Source organism: unidentified bacterial endosymbiont (assembly GCF_918797525.1).
Classification (GTDB): domain Bacteria; phylum Pseudomonadota; class Gammaproteobacteria; order Enterobacterales; family Enterobacteriaceae; genus Enterobacter.
This window is the reverse complement of sequence record NZ_OU963893.1, coordinates 1,114,839-1,132,651: the sequence shown is the minus strand read 5'-3', so window position 1 is coordinate 1,132,651 and position 17,813 is coordinate 1,114,839. Positions and strand designations below refer to the sequence as shown.

Here is a 17,813-nt window from a genome sequence, read left to right as displayed (position 1 = left end):
CGAGGGTTATCACTCAGGCGGTCTCGAAAATCGCGCTTAGCCCACTTCGACGTTCCGTACGGGCGGCAATGGCCTGCGCCAGCACGTTTTCATCGGCATACAGCGACAAGCGCTGGCGTGCGCGGGTTACGGCGGTGTAAATCAGCTCGCGGGTCATCACCGGCGAAAGCTGCGTCGGCAGAATCAGCGCCGCATGGTTGAACTCCGAGCCCTGGGATTTATGTACCGTCATTGCCCACGCGGTGTCATGGTCTGGCAACCGGCTTGGCTGCACGGACTTCACGCGACCATCCGGCATCAGGAACCAGACGCGTAGCCCCTGCCCCCTGTCTAGCGCAATCCCGATGTCACCGTTAAACAGTCCCAGCGCGCTATCGTTGCGGGAAATCATCACTGGCCGCCCTTCATACCAGCGGGAGTGCGGCAACCGGGCTACCTTGCGCCTCTGGGCCAGTAACTGCTCCAGCCTGTCGTTCAGACCGCTTACGCCAAACGGCCCTTCCCTTAGCGCGCACAAAAGTTGGTATTCGCCAAATGCCGCAATGACCTGTTCGGGGGGGTGTTGCTGCTGTACACAGGTTAAAAAATGCTGATAACCCTGTTGGGCATCATCAAGCATCGCCTGATACGCGTCTCCGGTTTGCAGCGATTTTTTTTCGATATCGCTGAAAGTGCCGTCGAACACCGCGCGCGCACTATGACGATCGCCTCTGTTAACCGCCGCAGCCAGATGTCCGATGCCGGAATCACTGCCGAAACGGTAGCTTTTTTGCAGCAGACACAGGCTATCGCGCAGTGCTCCCGCCACAGGGTTGCTGTCGCCTTCCAGTGCACATCCCGTAAGACGCGAAAGCTCGCTGGCTCGCTCAGACGTGTAGCCGTGGCTGGCATACATGCAAATATCACCCAGCACCGCACCGGCCTCAACGGAGGCAAGCTGATCGCGATCGCCCAGGAATATAACGCGTGCGTGCGGCGGTAACGCATCAATCAAGCGCGACATCATCGTCAGGTCGATCATTGAGGCTTCATCCACCACCAGCACATCAAGATGCAGCGGATTGCCGGCATGGTAACGCAGGCGCTGGCTACCCGGCTGTGCGCCGAGCAACCGGTGCAGGGTGCTGGCTTCGTTGGGGAACAGGACACGCTGCGCTTCGGTCAGAGGAAGTTGATGCAGTGCGCCGCCTAACGATTCTGTCAGACGCGCTGCCGCCTTCCCGGTCGGCGCGGCCAGGCGAATACGGCACTTTTGCTCGCCCGATAACTGGATCAGCGCGGCGAGCAGTTTTGCCACCGTGGTTGTTTTTCCCGTTCCCGGGCCGCCAGAAATCACCGAAATACGCCGCGTTAACGCCACCGCAGCAGCGACTTTTTGCCAGTCAGTGGCCTCTTGTGCTGTGAATAACGCATCCAGCGTTTGCCGAAGGCGCGCTTCTTCAAAGGGAAGCGGAGCGTTAGTTTCGCTAAAGAAGCGAGCAACCGTGAGTTCGTTACGCCACAAACGGTTAAGGTATAAACGCTCGCCGATGAGGATAATCGGCGTCCGGGTCTCTGCGCAACTCACGGCGGAGGAACGCTGTAGTACCGTCTGCCAGTCCACGGACTCTCCGAGCAGAGCGAAGCAGGCCTGCAGGGGGGCGGACATTTTCTCGTCTCTCACCAGACGCGCAAGCGGCAGGCAAACGTGTCCTTCACCTGCGTCTTTGCTCAGTATAGCGGCAGCAAGCATCACGGCGGGCTCATCCGCGACCATCATCGCGAACTGGACGTCCAGTTGACGTAACACGCGTTGCTCTACCGCGTCCAGCAAGCGTTCCTGCATCGTCATATCACCTCCTCCGTAGTTGCGGCAAACAGGTTATCCATTTTTTCAATCAATAGCGCATCCGGGCGCGTAGTGAAAATACCGGTTGTCGGGTCAGCCGCATCTACCCCCCGTAAGAACAGATAAATCACGCCACCAAAGTGCTCCTGATAGCGGTAATCGGCAATGCGATGACGTAAATAACGATGCAGCGCCAGGGAGTACAGTTGATACTGCAGATCGTAGCGGTGCATTTGCATGGCTGAGATCATCGCCTGCCGGGTATAGGCTTCGCTGTTTTCGCCAAGCCAGTTTGATTTGTAATCTAACAAGTAGTATCGCCCTTCATGACGAAAAACGAGGTCGATAAACCCTTTTAACATCCCCTGAACCTGGCGGAAATTGAGCGGCGAGCAACCGGCTGATAGCGGATCGTGCTCGCGTATCAGCGCATCAAGCGCATCGGCCTTCAGAGGACTGGAAATGGGGAGATAAAACTCCATCTCCACTTGCTTATCTTTGGCGGTCAGTTGGCTGAGAGAAATCCCCTGCTCTGTCAGCGGGGCGTGCAAAACAGTGCGGATCCACTCGGTGAGTACCGGCTGCCAATGCGCCTCGTAGCCACCACTCTGCAACATCTGCAGCACCCACGCCTCAGAGACAGGCTGGGTGAAGTCCAGCTCTTCAAACAGGCTATGCAAAAACGTGCCCGGTGACGCACCGCGCGGAAATTGATGCGGCGTCAGTAGCGGTTCTGGCGATACGCTACCAGCCCCGGCGGCATCCACGTCAAGTTTTGGCATGAGATCCAGAGCGATGCTTTGTCCGTGCTGCTGTAAACCGGAGTAGCTGGTCACGCGCCAGTCATCGGCAATGGTTCGTGCTATCTGACGCGCATTCAGCTCAGGCTCGGGCTGCTCTGGCATCTGCCAGCGGGTAGTATCGGGCGATGCCGGGATAAGCAGTGCAATATGATCGCCACACAGCGATTCAATGCACTGACGCAGCCCTGCCGCATCTTTCGGCTCGCCAAGCTGGATGAGCCGTCCGAGGGCGCTCAGATGAAAATCGCTCTCCCCTGCCTTTTCGCCACGACGGCGAAAGAGTGGTGCCACCCCCAGACTGCAGTGCCAGACCGAACGGGTCAACGCCACATACAGCAGGCGTAAATCTTCCGCCAGACGCTCGGCTTCGGCCAGCTCGACGCTGGTTTCGGCATTGCTGAGGTCGAGCACGGCTTCAAACGAGTCGCGATCGTGATAAAACGCCTGATCCTGTACGCGATAATTGGCGATAAACGGCAGCCAGACAAGCGGATATTCCAGCCCTTTCGACTTGTGGATGGTGACGATTTGCACCAGATGTTTATCACTTTCCAGGCGCATCTGCTGAGCAGAGGCATTACAGTTTGGATCGGCAATGTGCTGCGACAGCCAGCGCACCAGGGCGTGCTCGCTCTCCAGTTGCGTGCCCGCTTCCTGTAGCAGCTCACTGATGTGCAGAATATCGGTCAGGCGACGCTCACCGCCCGCCGTGGCGAGCATATTCTCCGCAATGTGACGCTGCGCGATCAGTTCGCGCAGCATCGCCATCACGCCACGTTTCTGCCAGCGCTCCCGGTAGTGAACAAACTCTTCGACTACCGCATCCCAGGCGGTTTCATCATTGTTGAGCGTATCGATATCCCGGGCGTTTAGCCCCAGCATAGAGCTTGCCAGCGCGCTGCGAAGCGTGCTTTCTCGCTCTGGGGCCTGAACGGCCTGCAGCAGCCATAGCATCTCCTGCGCTTCCAGAGTTTCAAAAACGCTGTCGCGGTTGGAGAGATAAACCGACGGAATATTCAGTAACGTCAGGGCATCTCGCATCAGCGAGGCCTCATGGCGGCTACGCACCAGCACGGTAATATCGGATGCCTTAACAGGGGATGCTTCACTCCCCTTCCATAGCACCGCCTCACCGCGCGTGCCCGCGCTAAGCCAGTCCCGAATTTGTGCCGCGCAGTGCTGCGCCATCGCATTCTGATAGTCCGCGATGCCGCAGCCTTCACCGTCCAACAGCCAGAAGTGCATGGCTGGCTGAACCGCCCCCTTAAACTCGAAGCGCAGGGAGGCATTTTTCCCGGCAAATTTTACCGGCGTAAAGGGGATTTCCTTGAACATGAAAGCGGCGTCCATACGTTTGAAAAGCGCGTTGACGCTTTCAACCATACCGGGAGATGAACGCCAGTTGGTGTCCAGGGTGTAATGGGCGGCAACTTCGCTTCGGGCTTTCATGTAGGTGAAAATATCGGCGCCACGGAAAGCATAGATAGCCTGCTTAGGATCGCCAATCAGCAACAGGGCGGTGTCCGGTTGTTCTCGCCAGATACGCCGGAAAATACGGTATTGCTGCGGGTCGGTATCCTGAAATTCATCAATCATCGCGACCGGAAAACGGGTACGGATAGCATTCGCAAGCGCTTCGCCATTTTCGCTGCACAGCGCGGCATCCAGACGGCTCAGCATATCGTCAAACCCGAGCTCGCCCCGGCGGCGTTTTTCACGCGAGACCGCCTCACGGATCTCGGTCATGGCGCGAGTGATAATGAGATCGTTAAGGGTTAACGGCTCAGCCAGAAGGGCCTCAATGGCAACAAACAACGGATGCTCAGGGACAATGCCATCGACTTTGGTGCGCTCAACCAAAAAACGCTGGGCGAATTTTTCCAGCGCCTCAGGAAGCTGGTAACCGCGCGTCTCCTCCTGGGCCCAGGCACTGATCTTGTCTATCCATTTCCCCTGATTACCCCGGTTAAACTTGCGTCTGTCGATGCCGGAGTTTTCGATTACTCCCGCAATCTCACCGACTGATGCATTCCACTTTTGCTTTAACGAAGCAATTTGCGCGACAATTTTTTCATGGCGCGAGGCGAGAGATTCATCTGCTGGCGGCGGGGATTTAATAACCGGAGCTTCCCCCTGCAGATAACGCTCAATGGCGCGCAGAAGCGCTTCAGGGCCTTTCCATAACGCGTGTACAGCCTCGGCAATATCGCGCGGTAACGGATAACAGTAACGACGCCAGAAATCTGCGCAGGCCTGATAGCGAATCTCGGACTCATCCTCAATGAGCTGCTGTTCAAACAGCATACCGGACTCAAACGCATTCAGGCTCAGCATGCGCTGACAAAAGCCGTGAATAGTGAAGACGGACGCCTCATCCATTTGCCGCTCGGCTAACAAAAGCCATTGGGCAGCCTGCTGTTTATCGGTAATCTCTTCCAGCAGGGCCGTATAAAGTGGGTTATCCGTGCTCTGGCGCAGGCAGGCGATGCGCAGCTCGTGGATATTGGCACGAATACGGCCGCGCAGCTCGGCGGTGGCGGCCTCGGTGAAAGTGACAACCAGCAGTTCTTCCACGCTAAGCGGACGCGGGAAAGCGGTGTTGCCGCCAAGTCCTAACAGCAGACGCAGATAGAGCGCGGCAATGGTGAAGGTCTTTCCCGTTCCCGCTGAGGCTTCAATCAATCGTTCACCCCGCAGCGGTAAACGTAAGGGATCAAGGGACTCAGCAGTATCGGTCATTCTTTCTTACTCCAGGGCATTGATTGCTGCAGTGCACTGACGCTTTTCCAGACTTTCCAGCCTTGCGAGTTAACGTATTCCGCTTTCCCGTTTTGGCTGCCGGAAACTTCAGAAATAATGGCCATTCCCTGCGGTTTAACCACCGCCTGATGGAAGAAGTCGGCAACCTTCTGAGGCGTCAGCTGTTTTATCTCGGCCACTATTTTATCACGCGAATCAAATTTAAGATTACCGCGATCGAAATCTTTGCTGAGTTGGGAGGCTTCATCACTTAACGTCTGCGGGGGCTGCATTACCTGCGCGATCACGGCTTGCTGGATCTGCGCAAACTCCTCCGGCTTCATGGCACGCAGTTTTTGCTCAGCCAGGGGGAAAAAGGCCTGATAACGCTGCCAGAGGTAGGCAGGCTGTTTATCACTGCTTTGCAGCAGGAAGCCGAGCCCCCACTGACGGCCGACGTTCATTGAAAAGGCAAAGACCGCATAGCCCAGTTGCTCTTCCGTGCGCAGTTGATTATAGAACCACGGCTGAATGATTTGCCCCAGCACCGCACTCTGCGCCGAGCTGGAAAACTCATCATAGCCCGTAGGTACAAATACCGCCGCCAGTGCGGAATCTGTGCTGCTGCCCGCTTTTTCAAATATCACATTTTGTTTTTTCTCAACCAGCACATCCTGGTTGCGACACCACGCTTCGCCCTTCGAGCCAAGCTGCGTGCGAACATTTTCTGCCAGAGTTTTCGCCTGATCCTCACGCATATTTCCGACAATCAGAAATTCCGGACGGGTATTAGTTTTCAGCGCATCACGGTAGGTCAGCACCTCTTTTAATGAAATGGACGGCAGCAACGCACGGCGGTCTTCACGCTGGAAGTACGGAATTTGCGACACCATCTGCGCAGGCATAATGGCCTGATCGTAAGCCTTACCTTTCTCAGCAGAATCCATCATCTGGGCATACCAGGATTTGGCCTGCTCAAGCTGCTCTTCGGTTGGTGTGTAGCTAAAATAGCCTTCCAGCAATGCCTGGAACAGCTGCGGCAAGCGCTGGGTATAGCCGTTGGCATTCACCATCAGCCCGTTATTGGCGTTGGTTGAAAAGCCTATCCCCCCAACGGCGGCCTGGTTGCTGAGCTGATCGAGAGCGATACCGGCCAGATAATCGTTAAGCGCAAACAGCACCTGATTTCTGGCGCTATCCATTGCTTTCGGATTGCGCAGCACGACGCTGATATCGGCTTTTGGCTCACTGACGAAATAGCGGCTAGGGGTATAAACCACGCGCAACGTCGGCTCATCAACAATGAGTTTCGGATGCGGCCAGGCTTTTGCTGTGTTGACCAGCGTGAAATCATCCGGGATATACGGGTTCACTTCCGGCAACGACAGGGCGATCCCAGCGGCCTTTTTCTGCCAGGCAGCCAAGGTTTGGGCGCTGATTTTATCGACCTGATATGGAGCATCGACAAAATAGGCCGTTTGATTATGTGGCTCGTTCGGGCTGATGTACCAGATACGTGCGTTCTGTGGCGTCATCATCGCCAGCCGCGCTTTCAGTGCCTCGGGGTCATATTGATCAGCGATATTGACCGCATCCAGCGTGTGTTCCACTGGCACGCGGATCATGGTGTCCGCCAGCCATTCGACGTAGTCCATGTCACGTGTGATTGACGGGTAACGAAAATCGAGATCCAGCACGTGTGCCAGCTCGTCGAAATAGCGTTTATCGATCCCCCTATCACGCAGCAAAGAGAGATAGCTAAAGATGGCTGCCACGACATCGTCGCGGTGCGCCAGACCTTTGTCCGTCAGGGTCGCGGAAATCGCCAGTACGCCGCCATTGCCGTTCACGACAGGGTCAGAATCGGCACGAATTCCTTCCACCAGCCCCTGCTTTTGCAGCCAGTCAGAAAGTGTGCCCGGACTACGGTTTCCCAGCAGATAGGTCACCAGCTCGTCCGTTTTACTGCGGAACTGCGCCGTGTTGTTATCAATACGGAACTCCACGCGTAACACTTTGCGCGGCATCGCAGGCACATAGTGAATGAGAATCCCTTTTTGCGCATCCGTCACCACCGGGATAGTGATCTGCGGCAGGTCGATGTTTTTATTGGGCACTCTGCCAAAGGTTTGTGCTGCCATGTTTGCCAGCGCTGGCAACGGTTGGTTGCTGTAAATGACGGCTTTCATGAGGTTAGCGGAGTAGTATTTATCGCGAAACGCATGCAACGCATCCAGTACCGGACTGTGCGGTTTATCGCTCAGCGTCTGCAGATTGCCACCGGAAAAGCGTGAACCGGGGTGCGCCGGGTTGATGGTCTCAGCGCTGACCTGAGCCATGCGCATACCGTCTCGCGTGCGGGCCATAGTCAGCTCAGCATTCACGGCATTACGTTCGCGGTCTGCGTATTTTTTATCCAGCAGGGGGGCGGCGATAGCGTCCGCCAGACGGTCTACGGCTCCGTTCAGCGCATCGTTTTCAACTTCGAGATAAAATGCGGTACGGTACGGTGCAGTGCTGGCGTTATGGTTGCCGCCATGCATTTTCAGAAATTCGGCCAGGCTATCTGGCTGTGGGTATTTTTTGGACCCCATCAGCGTCATATGTTCCAGATAGTGCGCAAGCCCCGGGTGCGCGTCAGGGTCTTCCAGCGACCCAACCGGCACCACCAGCGCCGAAAGCGATTTAACTGCCTGCGGATCGGATACCAGCAGCACGGTCATGCCGTTGTCCAGGCGAATGGCCTGATACTGACGAGGATCTTTTTCGCTCTTACGGATAGTTTCCTGGATGGGTTGCCAACCGGAGTTTGCCTGAGTGACGGGAGCCCAAAGGGCGACAAACAAAACTAACGCTTTGAACAAGGTGCTGCCTGGCATTCACGACCTCTTTATCACGGCTACATCATTAACAAACTGCCTGCTGGACAGGCCAGCAACTCTTTTCTGCGTGCATCACTCCGTGATAAAAGGTGCATATTAAATGAACACCCCATGCTGCGCAATTTTCATACAGCTCCTAGGACTGATTAAATTTGAACAACGGTAACAGATAGCGCTGTGCCTCTTGTGTGATAACCTCATAATATTCAGGTTCAAGCGTTCGCCATAAACGTTGATACCAGACATCTTCGCCCTCGCCCCGCACCATCATATTGCCTTCATAGGCCTGAACAAATTTGCTCCGCGCCTTCTGTCGCGAAACGTCATCCGTTAACATGGCATCATTCTGCACGTCATAACAGGCTTTTATCCACGCCCCTCCACTTTCTGGCAGTAAAAGCAGAGGCTTATTCATTCCCCGGCGGTAACCTTCAATATAGAGCGATAAATAATCTAACGCCCGATCCGCCGCCATTGGCGGGAAACGCCATCCACCTTCATTACGCACGAAGATTCTGCTTTCACCTTCATGACCACCCGCACTGAAAACAAGATGTTCAAGCCAGAGTTGCAAACCTTGTGAAACGCTCAACATAGCTGGCCGCCAGCGCAAAAGCCCATCCGGCTGAACCTGGGTTAGCCAGCCAGTAAGCTGTATACCGTTACAGTCGAGATCGATTTCCACGCTTTTAGCAGGCTGCCGACACTCAAGAACGCGATCGGCCAGCGCCTTCATCTCCTGACACTGCGCATCCCAGGCAATTTCTCCGAATGCCCCATAAGGCAATTGCCCGGCGGCACGGTAGCGACGGAAAAGCCTGTCGGCATCTTCCTGCTCAACCAGGGCATTCAGAAGCTGCAGATTTAACTGATAACGTTCCAGCCCTTCAAGAGTGAAAGGTTCTGCGTCAGGAATTTCGCTCTCTTCAGAACGGAAGCTAACCTGCAGGCGCTGCTGGAAGAATGCGCGTACCGGATGTGCCCAAAAGCGCTGAAGCTGTTCAAAGGTCAGGGTTTCAATTGGCCGTGTATCAAGCTCCTGAATAAAGTCCCCGGTCGCCATCCCCGCATTCTTCGCTGCCGGGAGCCACTCGTGGGCATAGCTCTGGCGTTCGTTGGCAATGTAGTTCACCGGGTCAAACGGCATACGACTGTGGTAACAGGTAATGTGCGCCTTCACCCGTTGTTCGCTTTCATCACAGTTACACGCTTCGTCGCCAGGCAAAAAGTGGCTCTGGCCGATATAGTCCACCAGTTCCTGGACCAGCACTGACGGAAAACGCTCGCTATTGTCCTGAATCGAACGACCGATATAGCTGATATAGAGCTTACTCTGGGCGGAAATAAGCGCCTCGAGGAAGAGATAGCGGTCGTCATCACGACGGCTACGATCGCCCCGTTTCGGGGCCGGACTCATTAAATCAAAGCCCAGCGGCGCCAGCGCGCGTGGATAAATACCATCGTTCATACCAAGCAGGCACACCACCCTGAACGGGATAGAACGCATTGGCATCAGGGTGCAAATATTCACAGGCCCCGCCAGGAAACGCTGGCTGATGCGTTCCTGATCGAGACGCTGGGTCAGTTCATCACGCAGAAGAGACAAAGGGACGGCTTCGGTATAGTGCGAAGTGACACCCTCATCAACGATCGCCTGCCACTGCTTCTCAATGAGTGCCATCGCGGCCTCGGTTTCACTGTCTGGCAGGAAGAAATCATTGAGCATTTCACGGCAAACCGGGAGCCACTCTGCCAGCGGGCGCGGCTGCATAAGGTCACGTCGCCAGCGGTTAAGCTGCATCAGCAGCGAGGCTAAATAGCCCACCAGTTCAGCAATTAACCCGGTGGACTCATCGTAGGGCAGTACTTCATTCCACTCGCCCTGGTTACTTTCCATGGCATAGCCCAGCAGCATACGGGTCAAACCAAAACGCCAGGTGTGTTGGCCCGTTGGCGGGAGTTCAAACTCCAGAACGTTATCGTCATCTATTCCCCAGCGCACCCCAGACTCGTTAACCCACTGACGAAGGTAACGGAGGCCTTCTTCATTGATATTGAAACGTGCGGCCAGGACTGGCACATCAAGCAATGCCAGCACATCCTCAGAAATAAACCGGCTGTCAGGCAGTGAAAGAAGGGAGACAAATGCCTGTAATGCCGGGTGAGACTGGCGCGCACGGCGGTCAGAGATAGCATAGGGCAGGTAACGCTCCCCCGTTGCACTACCAAATACGGCCTGAATAAAGGGACTGTAGCTGTCGATATCCGCCACCATCACCACGATATCACGCGGCGTTAGCGTGGGATCGTCCTGCAGCATCGCCAGCAGTCGGTCGTGAAGGATTTCGACTTCACGTTGTGGGCTGTGGCAAACATGAAGGGTGATACTACGATCGTCCGGATCCAGCACGCGTTTACCGTCACTGCGTTCATATTCTTGCGCCGTAACGCCCATTACAGAACGGTTTTCCAGATCCAGAATATCTAACTGGATGTTGTGCAGCAGGCTGTCCGGCGGGATCTCAACAAACGCATCCACATCGCCTTCACCTGAAGCGGTGATGTCAGAGAGCATATGGACATAATCACGCCCCAGCTTGCCCCAGGAGGCGAGCAGCGGGTTTGGCAGATCCTGAATTCCCTCGTCATTGAAAAGCTGGGCGGCGGTTTCGCTGTCTTTAAACAACGGCACGCTACGTTCTTCGAAAAGGCGCTTTCTTTGGCGGGTCACCAGCCGTGAAAGCCAGCGTTCGTCGAGGATGTCTCCCCAATACTGTCGGCAAGGGTTGGTAAACAGAATATGAATATCAATATGCTTGCCCAGGGCACTCAACGCTTGCAGATACACCGGCGGTAAGGCGGATATTCCGCAGATAAAAACGCGTGACGGCAGCCGGGCCGGGCGCTCCAATGCATTTTCAAGTATTGAGATAAACCGGTCATAAAGATTGGCACGGTGCCATTTAGGCTGGCCGAGCTGTTCGGTATGCTCAACCAACGCTTTCCACAGCGGCGCCTGCCAAATTTGCGCCTCCTGTAATCCTTCCACCAGTTCACCCTCTTCCCAGTGAGTCAGCCACTCGGGGCGGTATACTAAATACTGGTCATAGAGATCGGCAGTGCGCGATGCCAGCTGGAACAGCTTGCGTTTGTCGGTGTCGTCATTCAGATAATGACGCAGCATGGTAAACTCATCGCGCATAAGCATATCCGGTAACAGCGACATCAGCTTCCAGCTCATACTTTGCTTGTTGAACGCGCTCTGTTCAGGAATGTCCGGCAATACGCGAACAAACATTTCCCAGATAAAGCTCGCAGGCAGCGGAAATTCGATGTTCGCCGCAATGCCAAATTTCCGCGACAACGACATTTGCAGCCACTGTGCCATACCGGTGCTCTGCACCAGCACCATTTCAGGCTCAAAAGGATCGTCAAGCCGCTCGCGCTCAACAATAAACTCCATCAGCGCTTCCAGCACATCCAGACGATTTGAGTGGTAGACCCTTAACATAGACGCTCCCGACTACTGGCTAACCGGGCAATGCAGACGCGTCATCGCGCCGTGCCGCCCCAGAGGAGAAATAACTGTAACCGTGATGCTGACACATCCGGACTGCATTGTCTGCACTCGGTTTACCTGCCAGCCTTCCGGCAGGGGATGCGCGCTCAGTTGTGACTGATTCCAGACGTTGTGCCATAGCTGCCGATACTGATTAAACATCAAGAAGCGTGACGCCAGCGCCCGGTGATAGCCAGACAGCGCCGTTACGATAACCACCAGCAGCATCATTGCCAGCAATACTTCTACCATGCTGAAACCGTGTTCTCTGCTCAGGGTAGCTGGCATAGCGCACTCTCCTTTAAGGGGCAAAAGTCGCTCCAGCCGTGAAGCGAAAACTGTATCTGACCGTTCGTAATCTCCCCGCGTTGCCACAACAGGAGGTTGCGGCTTCCGGCGATCAGCAACACCCTCGCCCCGCTCAGTAACCGCACGCAAACTCGCCCGGTCGGCCCCGCTTTGCATTGAACTTGAGGCGCTGTCGCCCAGCGTTGTACCCGTCCCCACGACAGCGCTGACTGTACCGATGCCTGCTCCTGGACCGAACGGCTCTCACCGCCCACCAGCGCGCTAAACGAACTGAGTTGCTGGTTGAGTCCGCCGAGCATAAGCGTGCCGAGCACCAGTAAAAGCAGTACCAATGCCAGTGATGACATTCCGCGCTGAGGGTTCAAAGGTTGTACCCCGTGACGCTATAGTGGGCCTGATAAGCGTCACCCTGTGCACCTTTGCGGATGGCAGCCAGTGCTATATTAAGCTCTGGCGCAAACCCTGGATGTTCCGTTTTACTGACCACAAACTGCTGGATCATTACCCTGTCCGGATCGGTGAGTTTTTCCCACCCCTTCCCCTCGCAATGGCTCGCCCCATGCAGGCTTTCAAGTACCCCCGCTTGCAGACGAAAGCCCGTACGCTCATTTTCTGACGCCGACATGTCCCATTTGCCGTTGCTGTTCGCATCCCATTGGACAATGGCACAACGCCCTTGTTCTGCGATGATCAACGCCTGCCCCTGACACTTTCCAGCGCAATATCCTGCTCGCTGGAACTCTTTGCCGATGGCAAAAAGACGTTGCCATACCTCCTCTTCAAGCTCCCGCTGGCCTGACTGGCGTAAAACAGCCTGTTGTAAACCGGGCAAGAAACGCGAGGTACTTAATAGCAACAGGCTGCCGATCGCCATCGCTATCAGGACTTCAGTCAGTGAAAAACCGCGCTGCTTCATCAACAAACACCGCCTTTGGCCGTGCTGCACATCCTGATTCGCCCGCCATTTGAGACAATAATCAGCCATTCCCCTGCGCGGCTTTGCACACGTATCCTTCCTGCCCATGCGGTATCCCTTAATCCATAGAACCCTAATGAAGGGGTTATCTCGCTTATCGTCACTTCTGACCACAGCGGGTGCAATACAAAGGGACTGCCCTTCTCACAGCCTTGCACCCTTGAGCTCTCAAGACAAAGGTGTTCCCCCTGCCGCCGGAGCGTTATCAGGTGGTCGTGGTTATAACGATTTGCGTCGTTGCGCAGAAACACCAGGTAGTCCCGGACTTGTTCGGCGGTTTGCCACAAGCGCTGCTGGCGTTGCCAGCTGTCCCAGCCATACAAACCCGTCGCGCTGAGAATCACCACCAGCGTGATGGCAACCAGGGTTTCGATTAGCGTAAAACCGTTTTCTTTGTTCATGCCGGGAGTGTGGCGAAATACGGGAAGTTAAGCGAGCCTCAAATCAGTACGTTACGAGCCGTTATCCAGAGATATGTTGCCCGTTGCAGGACGTTGCATTTTTCTGGATGCCTGCACGGGAAATAAACCCGTGGCGAAAAAAAACCGGCGCTAAAAAGCACCGGTTGTGTAAGTATCTGGCGTATCAGATGGCGACGGGCGCTTTGATCCCAGGATGCGGGTCATACCCCTCAATCTCGAAATCGTCAAAACGGTAATTAAAGATCGAGTCCGGCTTACGTTTAATGACCAGTTTCGGCAGCGCACGTGGTTCACGGGTTAACTGCAGATGCGTCTGCTCCATATGGTTGCTGTACAGATGAGTATCCCCGCCGGTCCAGACAAAATCACCCACGTCCAGATCGCACTGCTGCGCCATCATATGAACTAACAGCGCGTAGCTGGCAATGTTAAACGGCAGGCCGAGGAACACGTCGCAAGAGCGCTGGTAAAGCTGGCAGGAGAGCTTGCCGTCAGCCACGTAAAACTGGAAGAATGCATGACACGGCGCCAGCGCCATTTTGTCCAGTTCACCCACGTTCCAGGCAGAAACAATGATCCGCCGCGAGTCCGGGTCATTTTTTAACTGGTTCATCACGGTGGTGATCTGATCAATATGACGGCCATCCGGCGTTGGCCACGCGCGCCACTGTTTACCGTACACCGGGCCGAGGTTGCCGTTTTCATCTGCCCATTCGTCCCAGATGGAGACATTGTTTTCATGCAGATAAGCAACATTGGTATCGCCTTGCAGGAACCAGAGCAGTTCATGAATGATCGAGCGCAGGTGGCAGCGCTTTGTCGTCACCAGTGGGAAGCCTTCTTGCAAACTGAAGCGCATCTGGTGGCCAAAAATAGAGAGCGTGCCGGTTCCGGTACGGTCATTTTTCGGCGTGCCCTCATCAAGCACTCTTTTCATCAATTCAAGATACTGTTTCATGGTTCCTCAGGAAAGTTGTTGCTGTGGGCGACGACGATACGCCCAAATCATCATTATGACACCCGCCACAATCATCGGAATGGAGAGGATTTGCCCCATGCTGATGTACTGCACCCATTCACCGGTGAACTGTTGATCCGGCTGGCGGAAAAACTCGACAATGATACGGAATGCCCCGTAGCCAATCAGGAACAGGCCGGAGACGGCCCCCATTGGACGCGGTTTGCGGATAAACAGATTCAGAATGATAAACAGTACCACGCCTTCCAGCGCTAGTTCATAGAGCTGGGACATATGGCGAGGCAGAGCACCGTAGGTATCGAAAATGGATTGCCATTCAGAATGGGACGGCAGCAAGGCCATGTCTTCGGCGCGCGAGCCCGGGAACAGCATCGTATAGGATACGCCTGGATCCACTCTTCCCCACAGCTCGCCGTTGATGAAGTTGCCAAGACGTCCGGCTCCCAGACCAAACGGGATCAGCGGCGCAATAAAATCAGCCACCTGGAAGAAGTTACGTTTGGTGCGTTTGGCAAAGATAACCATCACCAGGATCACGCCAATCAGGCCGCCATGGAAGGACATGCCGCCATCCCAGACGCGGAACAGGTAGAGCGGATCGCTCAGGAACACCGGGAAGTTATAGAACAGCACGTAGCCGATACGGCCACCGAGGAATACGCCGAGGAAACCGGCATAAAGCAGGTTCTCGACTTCGTTTTTCGTCCAGCCGCTGCCAGGACGACTGGCGCGACGACCCGCCAGCCACATGGCGAAAATAAAGCCCACCAGGTACATCAGACCGTACCAGTGAAGCGCGACGGGTCCTACTGAGAAAATGACCGGATCAAACTCCGGAAAATGCAGATAACCACTGTTCATCAGTCACCACAAGGTCTTGTTATTCCGCTGAAAGTGGACAGCGGTAAAAATGCGCGTCTGCAGGTGGCAGAGGCTCCAAAGTTGCGAATCATAGCATAAGGCAGGCGCGGAGGATGCGCCTGCGATGTAAAAGATGTGTATACCGTCTTGTGCATGCTGGCGCCCGGACCCCGCCTTCTCCCACCGCGAAAGTGCGAAAGCGGCTTAACGCCCGCCGCGGATCAGGCCGCCCATGCCGCGTCGTTCCATGAAGGCGGCAACCTGATGGCGCACCTCCGTCGCCAGCTGCGCTTCAAGGCTGCGCTTAGCCAGATCGCGGGCATCGTCAATATCGATATGACGCAACAGATATTTCACACGCGCCACCGAGCGGCCGTTCATTGATAAGTGGCGGTACCCAAGGCCAATCAGGATCGCAACACACATTGAATCCCCCGCCATTTCACCGCACAGGCGCAGGTCGAGACCATACTGCTCCGATTCTCGGGCGATCATCGCCAGTGCCCGGAGCACCCCAGGATGGAGGTTGTCGTAGATACTGGCAACGCGCGTATTGTTACGGTCGACGGCCAGAATATATTGCGTCAGATCGTTGGTCCCGACTGAGACAAAATCGATCCGGTTTGCCAGTTGCGGCAGCATAAAGATCATTGACGGCACTTCGAGCATGATCCCGATGCGCGGTTTGGGGATCGCATAGCCAATCATCTCTTCGACTTCACGCCCTGCACGTTCGATTAAGCGTCGCGCCTCGTCAATTTCGTCAATACTGGTCACCATCGGCAGTAGGATGCTCAGGTTCCCGGTTGCCGCATTGGCACGCAGCATGGCGCGCACCTGGATCAGGAAGATCTCCGGCTGATCGAGGGTGATGCGGATCCCACGCCAGCCAAGGCACGGGTTTTCTTCACTGATCGGCATGTACGGCAGTTGTTTATCCGCCCCGACGTCCAGGGTACGCAGCGTAACGGGTTTGTCATTAAACATCTGCAACATGCCCTGATACTGCGCGACCTGCTCCTCTTCAGACGGGAAGCCGCTTTGTAACATGAAAGGGATTTCAGTGCGGTACAGTCCAATACCGTCAATACGGCTGCCGAGCTTCTCTTCATGTTCGGGGCTTAATCCGGCGTTGAGCATGATCTTGATCCGCTCGCCGCTTTTGAGCTGCGCGGGCAGGTTAACGTCATCTTCCACCAGCTTGCTTAATTCATTTTCTTCACTGATGAGACGCTGGTACTCCTGGAGCAGGACTGGCTCTGGATCGACCAACAGTTCTCCGCGATATCCGTCCACCACCAGCGTGCGTCGGTGCAGTACCGACGGCTGAATATCAGCGCCCATAACGGTAGGAATACCGAGGGCACGCACCATAATAGCGGCATGGGAGTTGGCGGCACCATCGCGGACCACGACGCCTGCCAGCCTGTCCTGCGGCAGCTCAGCGAGTGTCGTTGCCGAAAGTTCATCCGCGACCAGTACAAACCGTTTTGGCCAGGCATTCGAACCCTGAATGGTATCATCAAGGTGGAACAGCAAACGCTGACCCAAAGAACGCAAATCTCCCGCCCGCTCCTTCAGATAACCCTCCGTCAGCGCGGCAAATTGCTCGGCAAATTTTTCAATGACCTTTTTAACCGCCCATTCGGCTACCGAGCCTTTATCCACTTCGGCAAAAAGTTCACGGCGCAGGCGCGCATCGGAAAGCAGGTGTGAATAGAGGTCAAAGATGGCCGCCGTCTCTTTTTGCGCTCCCGCAGAAAAGCGTTTGCTGTAGCGACGGAATTCGTTGGCGGCCTCTTCCAGTGCAGCGGTCAGGCGCTCACGCTCGAGGGCCTCATCCAGGGTAGAGGCTTCATACACCTGCTCCATTAAAGGCAATGTCGCATCCATCCAGCCTTCGGCAATCGCCACGCCCGGCGAGGCCGGGAGCGCACGAATGCGCGTATGACGATATTGTCCAAACAGGGCAGTAAGCTGAGACTGGGAGAGAATTGCAGCCATCTGGGTCGCCAGCGTGACCAGGAAAGACTCTTCGCTTTCGTCATACTGGCGCAGTTCACGCTGCTGAACCACCAGCACGCCAAGCAGTTGGCGACGCTGAATGATCGGCACACCCAGGAAAGCGCGAAAACGTTCCTCTTTTACGGAAGGGATAAATTTAAAACTGGGGTGTTTTTGCGCATCGGCGAGGTTGATAGGTTCAGCCAGCCGTCCAACCAGGCCAACAATACCTTCATCAAAAGCCAGCGTTACCGTGCGGCCACGGGGTTTTTTTAATCCGCGCGTCGCCATCAGGTAATAGCAGCGCCGATCGTGGTCAGCCAAATACACCGAACAAACTTCGGTTTCCATCGCAAGACAGATGTCAGTGACCAGAATATTCAGCGCCTCGTTCAGACGAGGCGCACTGGCCACCTTCTCGACTATTTCTCGCAAGCGGGTGAGCATGATT

The 17,813-nt window shown here is 55.3% G+C and carries 11 protein-coding genes; all 11 read right to left on the bottom strand.

The window, feature by feature from the left end; all coding sequences use genetic code 11:
- Positions 1-13: 13 nt before the first annotated feature.
- The 11 genes from recD to ptsP all read right to left on the bottom strand — a co-directional run bounded on the left by recD (position 14) and on the right by ptsP (position 17,809).
- The gene (recD, locus tag NL510_RS05390) at positions 14-1,831 is read right to left on the bottom strand and encodes an exodeoxyribonuclease V subunit alpha (protein ID WP_253382245.1); all 1,818 of its coding nucleotides are present in this window, start codon (positions 1,829-1,831) and stop codon (positions 14-16) included.
- Positions 1,828-5,370, bottom strand: a complete 3,543-nt coding sequence (recB, locus tag NL510_RS05385; protein WP_253382243.1) for an exodeoxyribonuclease V subunit beta — start codon at positions 5,368-5,370, stop codon at positions 1,828-1,830. The genes recD and recB overlap by 4 nt, the downstream gene beginning before the upstream one ends.
- Positions 5,367-8,249: a pitrilysin gene (ptrA, locus tag NL510_RS05380; RefSeq protein WP_253382241.1), complete on the bottom strand. Its 2,883-nt coding sequence runs from the start codon at positions 8,247-8,249 to the stop codon at positions 5,367-5,369. The genes recB and ptrA overlap by 4 nt, the downstream gene beginning before the upstream one ends.
- A gap of 139 nt (positions 8,250-8,388) precedes the next feature.
- Complete coding sequence (gene recC / locus NL510_RS05375; RefSeq protein ID WP_253382239.1) at positions 8,389-11,763, bottom strand: exodeoxyribonuclease V subunit gamma; 3,375 nt, start codon at positions 11,761-11,763, stop codon at positions 8,389-8,391.
- A 12-nt stretch (positions 11,764-11,775) separates the two neighbouring features.
- Positions 11,776-12,099, bottom strand: coding sequence for a prepilin-type N-terminal cleavage/methylation domain-containing protein (locus NL510_RS05370; protein WP_253382237.1), 324 nt, complete (start codon positions 12,097-12,099; stop codon positions 11,776-11,778).
- The gene (locus NL510_RS05365) at positions 12,084-12,485 is read right to left on the bottom strand and encodes a DUF2509 family protein (protein ID WP_253382236.1); all 402 of its coding nucleotides are present in this window, start codon (positions 12,483-12,485) and stop codon (positions 12,084-12,086) included. The genes NL510_RS05370 and NL510_RS05365 overlap by 16 nt, the downstream gene beginning before the upstream one ends.
- Positions 12,482-13,036, bottom strand: a complete 555-nt coding sequence (locus NL510_RS05360; protein WP_436299039.1) for a prepilin peptidase-dependent protein — start codon at positions 13,034-13,036, stop codon at positions 12,482-12,484. Before NL510_RS05360 ends, NL510_RS05365 begins: the two co-directional genes overlap by 4 nt.
- Positions 13,036-13,497 (bottom strand): prepilin peptidase-dependent protein, encoded by a 462-nt coding sequence (locus NL510_RS05355; RefSeq protein ID WP_253382232.1) that lies wholly within the window; start codon positions 13,495-13,497, stop codon positions 13,036-13,038. Before NL510_RS05355 ends, NL510_RS05360 begins: the two co-directional genes overlap by 1 nt.
- 184 nt (positions 13,498-13,681) lie before the next feature.
- Positions 13,682-14,476: a thymidylate synthase gene (gene thyA, locus NL510_RS05350; RefSeq protein WP_253382230.1), complete on the bottom strand. Its 795-nt coding sequence runs from the start codon at positions 14,474-14,476 to the stop codon at positions 13,682-13,684.
- A 6-nt stretch (positions 14,477-14,482) separates the two neighbouring features.
- Positions 14,483-15,358 (bottom strand): prolipoprotein diacylglyceryl transferase, encoded by an 876-nt coding sequence (gene lgt / locus NL510_RS05345; RefSeq protein ID WP_253382228.1) that lies wholly within the window; start codon positions 15,356-15,358, stop codon positions 14,483-14,485.
- 204 nt (positions 15,359-15,562) lie between these two features.
- Entirely contained in the window at positions 15,563-17,809 is a 2,247-nt protein-coding gene (ptsP, locus tag NL510_RS05340; RefSeq protein ID WP_253382226.1) for a phosphoenolpyruvate--protein phosphotransferase, read from the bottom strand.
- Positions 17,810-17,813: the final 4 nt, after the last annotated feature.